9 protein-coding genes are annotated in these 12,494 nt (G+C 66.0%); 3 read left to right on the top strand and 6 right to left on the bottom strand.

The window, feature by feature from the left end; translation table 11 throughout:
• The first annotated feature begins 105 nt into the window (after window positions 1-105).
• Both ACMGDH_RS07975 and ACMGDH_RS07970 read left to right on the top strand, forming a co-directional pair.
• A complete protein-coding gene (locus tag ACMGDH_RS07975; RefSeq protein ID WP_436827416.1) occupies window positions 106-1,185 on the top strand; it encodes an alkene reductase in 1,080 nt (359 codons plus the stop codon).
• A 556-nt stretch (window positions 1,186-1,741) separates the two neighbouring features.
• Complete coding sequence (locus ACMGDH_RS07970; RefSeq protein ID WP_436827415.1) at window positions 1,742-3,523, top strand: cation:proton antiporter domain-containing protein; 1,782 nt, start codon at window positions 1,742-1,744, stop codon at window positions 3,521-3,523.
• Between the two features lie 6 nt (window positions 3,524-3,529).
• Here the strand turns inward: ACMGDH_RS07970 and ACMGDH_RS07965 are convergent, their stop codons facing one another.
• The 3 genes from ACMGDH_RS07965 to ACMGDH_RS07955 all read right to left on the bottom strand — a co-directional run bounded on the left by ACMGDH_RS07965 (window position 3,530) and on the right by ACMGDH_RS07955 (window position 8,093).
• Window positions 3,530-4,033, bottom strand: coding sequence for a hypothetical protein (locus ACMGDH_RS07965; RefSeq protein WP_436827414.1), 504 nt, complete (start codon window positions 4,031-4,033; stop codon window positions 3,530-3,532).
• Window positions 4,034-4,088: 55 nt separating this feature from the next.
• A complete protein-coding gene (gene alaS, locus ACMGDH_RS07960; protein WP_436827413.1) occupies window positions 4,089-6,749 on the bottom strand; it encodes an alanine--tRNA ligase in 2,661 nt (886 codons plus the stop codon).
• A gap of 87 nt (window positions 6,750-6,836) precedes the next feature.
• Window positions 6,837-8,093: a M24 family metallopeptidase gene (locus ACMGDH_RS07955; RefSeq protein ID WP_436827412.1), complete on the bottom strand. Its 1,257-nt coding sequence runs from the start codon at window positions 8,091-8,093 to the stop codon at window positions 6,837-6,839.
• Window positions 8,094-8,192: 99 nt separating this feature from the next.
• On the opposite strand from ACMGDH_RS07955, the gene ACMGDH_RS07950 reads away from it, so the two are divergent.
• Entirely contained in the window at window positions 8,193-9,524 is a 1,332-nt protein-coding gene (locus tag ACMGDH_RS07950; RefSeq protein ID WP_436828218.1) for a dicarboxylate/amino acid:cation symporter, read from the top strand.
• Here the strand turns inward: ACMGDH_RS07950 and ACMGDH_RS07945 are convergent.
• The 3 genes from ACMGDH_RS07945 to recA all read right to left on the bottom strand — a co-directional run bounded on the left by ACMGDH_RS07945 (window position 9,515) and on the right by recA (window position 12,221).
• Complete coding sequence (locus tag ACMGDH_RS07945) at window positions 9,515-10,141, bottom strand: glutathione S-transferase family protein (protein WP_436827411.1); 627 nt, start codon at window positions 10,139-10,141, stop codon at window positions 9,515-9,517. The two genes, ACMGDH_RS07950 and ACMGDH_RS07945, sit on opposite strands and share 10 nt — an antisense overlap.
• On the bottom strand, window positions 10,138-10,968 hold the full coding sequence (locus tag ACMGDH_RS07940) for a class I SAM-dependent methyltransferase (protein ID WP_436827410.1): 831 nt from the start codon (window positions 10,966-10,968) through the stop codon (window positions 10,138-10,140). Before ACMGDH_RS07940 ends, ACMGDH_RS07945 begins: the two co-directional genes overlap by 4 nt.
• A 182-nt stretch (window positions 10,969-11,150) precedes the next feature.
• A complete protein-coding gene (gene recA, locus ACMGDH_RS07935; RefSeq protein WP_436827409.1) occupies window positions 11,151-12,221 on the bottom strand; it encodes a recombinase RecA in 1,071 nt (356 codons plus the stop codon).
• Window positions 12,222-12,494 lie beyond the last annotated feature (273 nt).

Here is a 12,494-nt window from a genome sequence, read left to right as displayed (position 1 = left end):
CCAATTCTGTTCCATATTTGAGCCCATATGTTCCATATCGCGCCGTATCGTTCCTGATACAACACCATTAAGTCAAGCGGGACGCAATGATCAGGAGACAGGACGATGAGCGATATCTGGAGCCCCATCCAAGTCGGCGCGATGCGCCTGCCCAATCGAATGGTGATGGCACCCATGACGCGCGGCAGGGCCTTGCCCGATGGAACGCCTAGCGAGATCTCGGTCGAATATTATGCGCAGCGCGCAAGCCTCGGCCTGCTGGTCACCGAAGGGACCCAGCCGTCGGAAGACGGCCAAGGCTATATGAACACGCCTGGCATTCACAACGATGCGCAGGCAGAGGGCTGGCGCAGGATCAGCACGGCGGTCCATCGGGCGGGCGGACATCTGTTCATCCAGCTCATGCACGTCGGCCGGATGTCCCACCCGGATAACACCCCGCATCACCGCCAGCCGGTCGCTCCTTCCGCCGTGGCGCCGGGGCTCGACATCTTCACTGCAGCCGGTCCGCTTCCCATCCCCGAGCCGCGGGCGCTCACTCGGGAAGAGATAGCGGCAACCGTGCAGGATTTTGCCGATGCCGCTCGTCGTGCGGTCGAGGCCGGCGCAGACGGCGTCGAGATCCACGGCGCCAACGGCTATCTGATCCAGCAATTCATCGCCCCCAACGCCAATCGGCGCGAAGACGAATATGGCGGCACGATTCCCAATCGCTATCGTTTCGCCGTCGAAGTCGCGCGGGCGGTTGCCGGGGCGATCGGCCCCGAACGCACCGCCATCCGCCTATCACCAGCGATGACGCTCGGCGGGCTCGACGAAGGCCCTGAAGGGCCCGAACTTTACCGGCAGCTGGTGGCGGAGCTCGACAAGATCGGCCTCGCCTATCTGCATCTCGTGCACATCGGCAACGAAACGCTGCTGGCGGATCTGCGCAAGGCGTGGAACAGCGCTCTCATTCTCAACCGCGCGGGGCTCGGCCGCGAGCGCGTCGGCCAGGATGTAGTCGCGGGAGTGGCCGACCTCGAATCCTACGGGCAGATGGCGCTCGCCAATCCCGATCTGATGCAGCGTATCCGTGTGGGTGCTCCACTCAACGAGCCGAGGAAGGAGTTTTTCTACGGCGGCGGAGCAGCCGGCTACACCGACTATCCGACCCTTTCGGGAGCCGAGGCGGTAGCCGCCTGACCACCGATCGCCCGCATGGCCCTGCCGCCGGACCCGGCTTGCCGGTTCCGGCGGTACGGCGGCAAGTCTGCACTGGCAAAATAGGATTTGTTCTGCTTTCGTTCAGTAATGCACTTCCTGCGGTTCCGTATTGCTCGACCTGGCATGAGCCCTGACGCTCGGCCGCTGCTTGACTCCGGCCTTCTACCAGCGCGCAAAACACGCAAGCGAGTCAACCGCGAGTCAACCTCCGCATCGCCGGAAATGCTCGAAACCCGCAGGAATCCGCGCTTTTTAGAACCAGCCAAAGGGTTGGAAGATGCACCCGCCACCAACCTTCTGGTTGAGTGTCGGCTTAACTCGCGCTTCGTGCTCCCGGCTCGAAGCCAGCCCACTACGTCGGGCGAAATTCGCGGTCCGGGTTGCCAAACAGGGGCGCGCATGCTGCCTTTGCGGCCATGAGAATCCCCTGCTTCGTCCCACCCTTCCCTACCCGCTCTCCGGGCGCGCACTGGAAAGAAGGTCGGGCCGCGCGCTGGGTAGCCTTTGCCACTTTCCGCCTCGATGCGAGGCACGCATGTTGAACCTTCACAACAGCGGCTTCAGCGACGCGCTGGTGATCCTCGGCGCGGCCGGGCTGGTGATCCCCGCCTTCGCGCGCTTCCGGATCAGCCCGGTCATCGGCTTCATCCTGGTGGGTATCCTCGTCGGCCCCTCCGCCCTGGGAGCGCTCGTCGGCCAGCACCCCTGGCTCTTCTACGTCACCATCTCGGATCCCCATGCGATCGAGCCCTTCGCCGAATTCGGCATCATCCTGCTGCTCTTTTCGATCGGCCTCGAGCTGTCGTTTCGCAGGCTCTGGGCGATGCGCACCTTGGTGTTCGGCGTCGGCGCGGCGGAGCTGTTCGGCTCGGGGCTCATACTCGCCGCGGTTCTGTACCTCACCGGCTTGAGCACGGGCGGCGCGATCGGCCTCGGCCTAGCGCTAGCGCTCTCCTCGACCGCGCTGGTGCTGCCCATCGCGGGAACGACCAGCCCGGTGGGCCGCGCCGCCTTCGCGATGCTGCTGTTCGAGGATCTCGCGCTGGTCCCGATCATCTTCCTGCTCGGCGCACTGGCGCCCATTCCAGGCGTCCACGGGCTCACCAGCATCTTCGTCACGCTCGGTATCGGCGTGGCGACCGTCGCGGTCCTGTTCGTCGGCGGGCGCCTGCTGCTCCCGCGCCTGTTCGCCCAAGCCGCGCGCACCAAGAGCCCGGAGCTGTTCCTGGCCGCGAGCCTGCTCGTCGTGATCGTCGCCAGCCTCGCCACCACCGCGGCAGGGCTTTCGCCGATCGTCGGCGCGCTGATCGCTGGACTGCTGATCGCCGAGACCGAATATCATGGCGAGGTCGAGGCGATCACCGCGCCCTTCAAGGGGCTCGCGCTCGGCGTGTTCCTGATCACCGTCGGCATGCGGCTCGATCTGCGCTTCCTGGTCGAGAACTGGGGTGCGCTGCTCGGCGCCTCGCTGCTGGTGGTGGTCGTCAAGGTGGCGGTCACCACCGGGCTGCTCAAGCTCTCCGGCGCGCGCACCGGCACCGCCGCCGAAACCGGCGTGCTGATGGCAAGCCCTTCGGAAACCACGCTGATCGTACTCGGCGTCGCCGGCGTTGCCGGGCTGATCTCGCCCACCACCAGCGCCTTCTGGTCGGCGGTCACGGCTATCGGCCTCACCTCGACGCCGCTGCTCGCCAAGGCCGGCCGTTTCGTCTCGCGCCGGATCGAGGCGAAGGAGTTGGATCATGCGCCGGCACCCGAGCTCGATGTGGAGCAGGGCACCATCGTCATCGGCTTCGGCCGCGTCGGGCGTACCGTCGCGGACATGCTGCGCCGGCACAACCAGCCCTATCTTGGCGTCGACGCCGACATCGACAACGTCAACGCCGCGCGTCGCGAGGGGCATCCGGTGCTGTTCGGCGACGTGACGCGCACCGAGCTGGTCGATCAGCTCAAGCTCGGCCACGCCAAGGCGCTGGTGCTCACGATGGACGATCCGGTGCTCACCGTGCGCCTCACCAAGCGGGTACGCGGCTGGGTGCCCAATCTGCCGATCATCGCTCGCGCCCGCGACGCTGCGCACGCCGCCGAGCTCTACAAGGCCGGTGCCACCGATGCGGTCCCTGAAACGCTCGAAAGCTCGCTCCAGCTTTCGGAGGCGGTGCTGGTGGACGTCGGCATCGCAGTGGGTCCGGTGATTGCCTCGATCCACGGCAAGCGCGATGAGATGCGCAAGGAAATCAAGGAAGCCGCGGGGCTGGAACGCGAGCCGCGGCTGCGTCGCACGCAGTTGGGAGAGACCGAAAGCTCGCCCGGCTGAGCGGGGCTATTCGACCTTGTAGCCGTCCTCGGGCCGCACCCACAGCACCGTGCGGTCGAGTTCGGGGTGCGCCGCGCCGTCCAGCGTCGTCCGGCTGACCAGCGCGCCGCCCACCGGCGTGTCGCGGTAGCAGCGCTGCTTCCCGTTGAGCGGCGCCATCGATGCGGCGAGCTGGTTGCGCAGCGAATCCTGGAGGGATTGCGCGAGCTTCGCCCCGGGCTTGGTGAAACTGGCATCGGCCAGCGTGTTGGCCTGATGCGTGAAGCAGGCGGCGCCGTCGACTAGGGTCCCCGGCGCTCGATAGTGGACCTGAATCCCGGCAGGTCCGCCGACGCCCGTCACTTCGGCATCGAAGCTGCCGTCGGGCTTGAACGTGAACCGAGTGAGCGTAGCGCAGCTCTTGCGTGCCCGGTCGGGCGAGGCGCAGCGGAGCATTCCCTGCCGTGCGGGGGCCAGCAAGTCGCCGTCGGCCTGCCCGGCAGCGATCGAAAGGAGGAGCGGAAGGAGCATCATCGGTTCACTCTAGATGGAGTAGTTGATCCTGCGAAGTCCGCTCCGCCCCTACTCAGGCCGGGGCTTTCTCCGCGGCTAGCATGCTGCGGACCGCGGCCAGCGCATCGGCCGCCTTGCTGCCCTCGGGCCCGCCGCCCTGGGCCATATCCGGACGGCCGCCACCACCCTGCCCGCCCAGCGCTTCGACGGCGCGCTTGACGAGCTCGACGGCATTCTGCGCGCCAAGGAGGTCGTCGGTCACGCCGACCGCGACCGACGCGCGCCCTTCGTTGACCGCCACGAGCGCGACCACGCCGGACCCGATCCGCGCCTTGGCCTCGTCTACCGCGCCACGCAGCGCCTTGGGCTCAAGTCCTTCGAGCACTTGGCCCACGAAGTTCAGCCCGCCGACCTGCTCCGGCCCTGCCGGCGCAGCCGATCCCCCGCCACCGAGTGCCAGGGCCTTCTTGGCGTCCGCCAGTTCGCGCTCGAGCCGGCGCCGTTCCTCGATCAGACTGGCCACGCGCGCCGGCACTTCGTCCGGCGATGCCTTGAGCGCAGCGGCCGCCTCGCGCAGCCGCTCGTCGCGACCATTCAGCCACTGGCGGGCCGCCTCACCAGTCAGCGCTTCGATGCGCCGCACGCCCGAGGAGACAGCGCTCTCGGAGATGATCTTGAAGATCGCGATGTCGCCGGTGGCACTCACATGGGTGCCGCCGCAAAGCTCGACCGAATAGGAGACGTCGGCGTTGCGGCCCATCGAGAGCACGCGCACCTCGTCGCCGTATTTCTCGCCGAACAGCGCCATGGCGCCCGCCGCAATCGCGTCATCCGGCGTCATAAGCCGCGTGGTGACCGACTCGTTGTTACGGATCTGGGCGTTCACGTCCGCCTCGATGTCGGCGATCTCCTGTGCCGTCAGCGCGGAGGGATGCGAGAAATCGAAGCGCAACCGGTCGGGCGCCACAAGGCTGCCCTTCTGCGTGACGTGGCCGCCGAGCCTCGCGCGGAGCGCCGCGTGAAGCAGGTGGGTAGCGCTGTGATTGGCGCGGATGCGATCGCGGCGCTCGGCATCGACCGAGAGATGCACGGTGTCGCCCACCGCGACTTCGCCGCCCTCGATTTTCGTATTATGCGCATGGAGCCGGCCGAGCGGCTTCGACGTGTCGTCGACCACGGCGCGCAGCCCCTTCTCGTTCGAGATGCTACCCGCGTCGCCCATCTGGCCGCCGCTCTCGCCGTAGAAGGGTGTCTGGTTGGTGAGCAGGATCACGCTATCGCCCGGACCCGCGCTTTCGACGCGGGCACCGTCTTTGACGATCGCGATCACCTCACCTTCCCCCTCGGTGCCCGAATAGCCGATGAACTCGGTGCTGCCGAGCTCGTCCGCCAGATCGTACCAAAGCTCGTCGGAGGCTTTATCGCCCGATCCCTTCCAGGCCGCACGCGCCGCACGCTTCTGCTCGGCCATGGCGGCGTCGAAGCCTTCACGGTCGACGCTGATCGACTTGGGGCGCAGCGCGTCCTCGGTCAGATCATAGGGGAAGCCGAAGGTGTCGTAGAGCTTGAAGGCCGTCGCGCCCGGCAGCGTATCGCCGTCGCTCAGCCCCTGCGTCGCCTCGTCCAGCAGCCGCAGGCCGTTGGCGAGCGTCTGGCGGAAGCGCGTCTCCTCCTGGAGCAGGGTCGCTTCGATCAGCGGTTGCGCACGAACCAGCTCAGGATAGGCTGCGCCCATCTCGGCGACCAGCGCGGGCACCATGCGGTGCATCAGCGGGTCCTTGGCACCCAGCAGGTGCGCGTGGCGCATCGCGCGGCGCATGATGCGGCGGAGAACATAGCCGCGTCCCTCGTTCGCCGGCAGCACGCCGTCGGCGACCAGAAAGCCCGAGGAGCGCAGGTGATCGGCGATCACGCGGTGGCTCGCCTGGTTCTCGCCGGTGGTCGACGCGCCGGTGAGCGCACCCGATTCGGCGATCAGCGCCTTGAACGTGTCGGTGTCGTAATTGTCATGGACGCCCTGGAGCACCGCGGCGACCCGCTCGAGCCCCATGCCGGTGTCGATCGACGGGCGCGGAAGATCCCCGACGATCTGGTCGTCCGCCTGGACGAACTGCATGAACACCAGGTTCCAGATCTCGACGAATCGGTCGCCGTCTTCTTCCGGCGATCCCGGCGGTCCACCCCAGATATGATCGCCATGGTCGTAGAAGATTTCCGAGCACGGCCCGCAGGGCCCGTCCGATCCCATCGCCCAGAAATTGTCCTTGGTCGGGATGCGGATGATTCGGCTTTCGGGAAGCCCGGCGATCTTCTTCCACAGGTCGAATGCCTGATCGTCGGTATGATAGACGGTGGCAGTCAGCTTCTCCGCGGGCAGGCCCCATTCTTTGGTGAGCAGTGTCCACGCATGCGTGATCGCCTGCTCCTTGAAATAGTCGCCGAACGAGAAGTTGCCGAGCATCTCGAAGAAGGTGTGGTGGCGCGCGGTGTAGCCGACATTGTCCAGATCGTTGTGCTTGCCGCCCGCGCGGACGCACTTCTGCGAGCTGACAGCGGTGCTGTATGGCCGCGTCTCCAGCCCGGTGAACACGTTCTTGAACGGCACCATGCCCGCGTTGACGAACATGAGCGTGGGGTCGTTGTGCGGAACGAGCGGGGCCGAAGGCACGCGCGCATGGCCCTCGCGCTCGAAATAGTCGAGGAACGAACGGCGGATATCGTTGGTGGACGTCATGAGGTGCGACTTAGGGGCGCACGGCGTTTCGCTCAAGCGAAACGCTTCGATCAGTTTGATTGCTCCTCGACTGTGGCGCGCGCGCCATTATCCCATCGGTGCGTCGATCGACTTGGGCGGCTCGCTGAACCACTTGGGCCCGCTTTCTGTCATGTGGAAACAGTCCTCGAGCCGGATGCCGAAGCTTCCGGGAATGTAGATGCCGGGTTCGTTCGAGAAGCACATCCCCGGCGCGAGCGGAGTCCTCTCGCCGCGCACCAGATTGACCGGCTCGTGCCCGTCCATCCCGATGCCGTGGCCGGTGCGATGCGAGAGGCCGGGAAGCTTGTAGTCCGGACCGTAGCCGAGAGTCGCATAGTAACGGCGAACTGCATCATCCACCTGCCCGGCCGGCGTGCCGAGCCGCGCCGCTGCCAACGCGACCTGCTGACCGCGGGCGACCTGATCCCACACCTTGCGCTGCTCGGCGGTCGGCGTACCGAAGACGAAGCTGCGCGACACGTCCGACTGATAGCCCTGGACGCTGCAGCCGCAGTCCATCAGCACCACTTCGCCCGGCACCACCTTTTGCGGCTTGCCGGTGCCGTGCGGATAGGCCGCCGCTTCGCCGAGCAGGATCAGGTTCCATTCGTTCGATCCGCCCAGCTTGCGTGTCGCAGCGCTCATCAACGCGGCGATGTCCCGCGGAGTCATGCCGGCCTCGATCCGCGGATGGGTCCAGCGATAGGCGGCGATCGTCACGTCGGTCGCGAGCTGCATCAGGGCGATCTCGCGCGGGGTCTTGATCATCCGGCAGCCGCGGACGACGGGGTTTGCGGAGACGATCTTGACTTCGGGCAGCACACGCTTCAGCCCGTCGACTGCGAAGAAGCGGACGGTCTCCTCGATTCCGATGGGCCGACCGGCCAGCTTGCGGTCCTTGAGGAAGCCGGCGACGACCGCGAGCGGATCCTCGTCCTCCTGCCACACCCGCACTTCGGCCGGCACACCCAGGCTCTCGCGAACCGAAGGCTCCTCGAAGAAAGGCGTGACAATGCAGGGCTCGCCCTCGACCGGCAGGATCGCCGCGGTGAGCCGTTCGCTGCGCCCCCAGCGCACCGCAGTGAAATAGAGCAGCGAAGAACCGGGCTCGATCAGCACCGCGCCGATGCCGTTGGCCTTCATCAGTGCCCGGGCGCGCGCAATCCGCACCAGGCGCTCCTCGGCGGTGATCGGCTGCGCTCCTGCGGTCAGATCCCTCAGCTCCGAAAGGTCCGGCTCGGCAGCCCGCAGAACTGCGGGAATCGAAAGCAGGGGCGCTGCGCCGGCTGCGGCTAGCAGCCCGCGGCGACTGAGGCTGGACATGGATTTCTCCCCAGGAAAGGCGATAGCCGGAGCGATAGAATTCTTGACCCGGCGCCGACAATCCCCTTCCGTGTCAAAAGAAACAAATTGGGGGTCCGTGTGGGCAAGCGTTTGACGTGGTACATTCTGGCGGGGTTGGTGCTCGGGGGGCTGCTCGGCTGGGCGTTGAACCTGACTTATGACGACGGCGGCGCCGCGGGCACCAAGACACTCGCCGACATCGCCTATTACCTCGACATCCCCACTCAGATGTTCCTGCACCTGATCAAGATGATCATCGCACCGCTGGTAGTCTCGACGCTGGTGGTGGGCATCGCGCACATGGGGGGCACCGGTGCGATCGGACGCGTCGGGCTGCGGGCCTTCCTGTGGTTCGTCTGCGCGAGCCTGATTTCGCTCACCCTCGGCCTCTTGCTCGTCAATCTCCTCCAACCGGGCGTCGGGCTCAATCTTGCGCTGCCCGATGCAGCGGCATCCAGCGGAGTGGACCGCTCGGGCTTCGACGCGGCCAAGTTCTTCGTCCATCTAGTTCCCACCTCTGCCATCGACGCGATGGCAACCAACGATATCCTCCAGCTCGTCATCTTCTCGCTCTTCTTCGGCGTCGCCATGGCCGCCGTTGGAGAGAAGGCGGCGCCGTTGCTGCGCGGGCTCGAAGCGCTGGTCTCGGTGATGCTCACCGTCACGGGCTATGTAATGCTCTTCGCGCCGGTCGCGGTGTTCTGTGCCGTCGCCCGCACGCTCGCTACCAAGGGGCTCGGCGTGGTGGGCGATCTCGCCTATTTCATGGGCAGCTTCTATCTCGGGCTCGCCGTCCTCTGGGCAGTGCTGCTCGGCGCCTGCTTCCTGTTCGTGGGACCGCGGACCGGTCAGCTTCTCCGCTACCTTCGCGATCCGATCCTGCTCGGCTTCTCCACTGCATCGTCCGAAGCGGCCTATCCGCGCACGCTGGAGGCACTCGACAAGTTCGGCGTGCCGCCGCGGATCGCCAGCTTCGTCCTGCCGCTCGGCTATTCGTTCAATCTCGACGGCTCGATGATGTATATGACGTTCGCGTCGATCTTCATCGCCCAGGCCTATGGCATCCACCTCGACTGGGGGACGATGATCACGATGCTGCTGATGCTGATGATCACCAGCAAGGGCATCGCCGGGGTGCCGCGGGCCAGCCTGGTGGTGATCACCGGCACCCTCTCGCACTTCCAGATCCCCGAGGCCGGCATCCTACTGATCCTCGCGGTGGACCATTTCCTCGACATGGGCCGCACCGCCACCAACGTGATCGGCAACGCCGTCGCCAGCGCCGTGGTGGCGCGCTGGGAAGGGCAGCTCGATGCGCCGCAATCGCCCGATGAGGAGATCATCTTCCCCACGGCACCGGCGCCGGGGGCCGACGACAGCTTCGACGACTACGGCAAGCCTCAGGCGTAGGCGTAGGGCCCGCCCTTCTCCAGCGCGGCCTGGTAGGCGGGCCGCGCGTGGATGCGGGCGAGCCAGGCGGCGATGTGCGGCCGTCCCTCGGTCGCCGCAGCGCGCGCCGTTGCCGCTTCGAGCGGGAAGCTCATCATCACGTCCGCCGCGGTGAATTCCTGGCCGGCGAACCACGGACGATCGGCAAGCTCGGCCTCAACATAATCGAGGTGGACGTCTATCATCGGCTGGAATTTCTTCTGCGCCGTCCTGCCCAGCAGCGGCACGCGGCCGAGCACCAGCTTCACGTAAAGCGGCGGCATCAGCGAGCCTTCGGCGTAATGGAGGAACTGACGGTAACGCAGCGCATCCTCACGGTGCGGTGGCGCGCCGAGACGGCCGTCGGCGAACTCGACCAGATATTCGATGATCGCTCCGGTTTCGGCGACCACCCGCCCTTCGCGCTCGATCACCGGCGACTTGCCGAGCGGATGCACGCGCCGGAGCTCGGGCGGGGCGAGCATCGTCGCCTTGTCCCGCTCGTAGCGCCTGATCTCATAGGGAAGCTCCAGTTCCTCGAGCAGCCAGAGGACGCGCTGCGAGCGGCTGTTCTCGAGATGATGAACGATGATCGTCATGCGGCCTCTCCTGCAGTCGCGGTCCATAACCAGGCGCCGGCGTCGAAAGTCACCGCGCCGTTCTCGACGTGGCAGGCGAGCGCGGCGCGGAGCAACTCGCGCATCGCCTTACGGCGGTCCGGCTCCGCATCGGCCATCGCGCGGGCGGCCGGGCCGATTCGCAAGAAGAAGCCGAGCGCATCCTCGACGGGATCCTCGCCCGCGCCGGCAACATAAGCGAAATCGACCGACTGCGCCGTGGCATCCACCCACCCCGCCCGGACGAGCATGTCCCGCGTGAAATCCGAATCCTCGAAAGCGAAGGGACCGGCTGCATAGGTCGAGGACGGGAGGACCTGATTACCCACCGCCGCATCGGCCACCAGCGCCCATTCGTTGCAGGCGCGGGCACGGAAGCAGGAGAAGACCAGCTTCGCACCCGGCTTCGCCGCATCGCGCAGCGCCGCGAACCCCGCAACGGGATCATCGAAGAACATCACGCCGTGGCGGGAGAAGAGAAGATCGGCAGCGACGGGGCCGAGGCTCTGCGCGTCGGCTACCTGGAAGTGCAAATTGGCGAGGCTGGCTGCACGATCCTGGGCGATGGCGACCAGCGAAGGCGAAAGATCGACGCCGGTGATCGAGAGCTCCGGCCGAGCGGTGGCGAGCGCAATCGAAGTTCCGCCGGCGCCGCAGCCGATGTCGATCGCACTCCCCTGACGGGGAGCCACAGCGAGAATCGCTGCGTCGAGATGCTGCGCGAGCCCCGCGAGGCTGCGATCGGTCCGCCGCCACTCGTCGGCCCAGACATCGCCGACGCGGCCGGTCCAATCGAACGTGGTGGTCATCCGCCCCTTCCCTGTTGCCGCCGTGCTCCAACGAGCATCTGACGCGCTTCACGCGAACCGACAAGGCCGAACTGGAAAGACCCGGCGCAGGCGATGCGCCGGGTCTTCCGATGGGACTTGGCCCGTGACCTGGGCCGGCATCGTCACGCCGACTTGGTCAAAAAAGTTGAAGGTTGCTCAGATCAAAGATCGTCGTCGGGCTCCGGACCAGACATCAGCCCCTCGGCAACCTGCTCGGTGCGGTTGCGGATCGCCGCCTCGAGCCGGTCGCAGAGCTCGGAATTCTCCTTGAGGAAGGTCTTGGCGTTCTCGCGGCCCTGGCCGATGCGGACGCTGTCGTAGCTGAACCAAGCGCCCGACTTCTCGACCAGCCCCGCCTTGACGCCGAGATCGAGGATCTCGCCGATCTTGGAAATGCCCTCGCCGTACATGATGTCGAATTCGACCTGCTTGAACGGCGGCGCCACCTTGTTCTTGACCACCTTCACGCGGGTCGAGTTGCCGATGATGTCGTCGCGGTCCTTGATCTGCCCGGTGCGGCGGATATCGAGGCGGACGGAAGCATAGAATTTCAAGGCGTTACCGCCCGTAGTTGTCTCCGGATTTCCATACATCACGCCGATTTTCATACGCAGCTGATTGATGAAGATCACCATGCAGCGCGAGCGGCTGATCGAACCGGTGAGCTTGCGGAGCGACTGCGACATCAGGCGCGCCTGAAGGCCGACGTGGCTGTCGCCCATCTCGCCCTCGATTTCGGCGCGGGGCACCAGCGCGGCGACCGAATCGACCACCAGCACGTCGATCGCGTTCGAGCGCACCAGCGTATCGACGATCTCGAGTGCCTGCTCGCCGGTATCGGGCTGCGAGACGATCAACTCGTCGATGTTGACGCCCAGCTTCTTGGCATAGACCGGATCAAGCGCATGCTCGGCGTCGACGAAGGCAGCGGTGCCGCCGTTCTTCTGCGCCTCGGCAATGACGTGGAGCGCCAGCGTGGTCTTGCCCGAGCTTTCCGGACCATAGACTTCGATGACGCGCCCGCGCGGCAGGCCGCCTACGCCGAGCGCAATGTCGAGCCCCAGCGAGCCGGTCGAGATCGCTTCGACCTGCATCGTCTCCTTCGAGCCCAGGCGCATCGCCGAGCCCTTGCCGAATGCGCGGTCGATCTGCGCGAGTGCGGCGTCGAGCGCCTTCTGCTTGTCCGTGGAAGTGGCCATGTTGCCGTCGATCACCTTAAGGGAAGCCGCCATCTGAAGTCCTCGTCGCTAGAGGGTTTGGACCATAGGTTCAACGCGTGAGTTGTGTTCGTACATTATTTGTTCTCTCGGAACAAGAGGGGAACCTTCTTGCATCGTGGTAATCATACTACAGACGACGCGGCAGCCATCTGGTTGACCCGATTGACTCGATAACGCGTTTTCGAGCGGAAGCGCCTGCGAGGCTACTACGAAGCGCCTATGAAGCGACACCGAAGCATCACTCACGCTACACCCACGCGACAACCAGGCTACGCCCACGCTACG

The sequence above is a fragment of the Sphingomonas radicis genome, assembly GCF_051400635.1.
In the GTDB taxonomy this organism is placed as follows: Bacteria; Pseudomonadota; Alphaproteobacteria; order Sphingomonadales; family Sphingomonadaceae; genus Sphingomonas.
The sequence above is the reverse complement of the archived record's forward strand: the minus strand, read 5'-3'. Positions and strand labels throughout refer to the sequence as shown.

Bases quoted from the DNA above. Each gene is read 5' to 3' on its own strand.
- ACMGDH_RS07955 (WP_436827412.1), bottom strand. From the start codon at position 8,093: ATGTCCAGCCTCAGTCGCCGCGGGCTGCTAGCCGCAGCCGGCGCAGCG.
- recA (WP_436827409.1), bottom strand. From the start codon at position 12,221: ATGGCGGCTTCCCTTAAGGTGATCGACGGCAACATGGCCACTTCCACG.
- ACMGDH_RS07965 (WP_436827414.1), bottom strand. From the start codon at position 4,033: ATGCTCCTTCCGCTCCTCCTTTCGATCGCTGCCGGGCAGGCCGACGGC.
- ACMGDH_RS07940 (WP_436827410.1), bottom strand. From the start codon at position 10,968: ATGACCACCACGTTCGATTGGACCGGCCGCGTCGGCGATGTCTGGGCC.
- ACMGDH_RS07970 (WP_436827415.1), top strand. From the start codon at position 1,742: ATGTTGAACCTTCACAACAGCGGCTTCAGCGACGCGCTGGTGATCCTC.
- ACMGDH_RS07945 (WP_436827411.1), bottom strand. From the start codon at position 10,141: ATGACGATCATCGTTCATCATCTCGAGAACAGCCGCTCGCAGCGCGTC.
- alaS (WP_436827413.1), bottom strand. From the start codon at position 6,749: ATGACGTCCACCAACGATATCCGCCGTTCGTTCCTCGACTATTTCGAG.
- ACMGDH_RS07975 (WP_436827416.1), top strand. From the start codon at position 106: ATGAGCGATATCTGGAGCCCCATCCAAGTCGGCGCGATGCGCCTGCCC.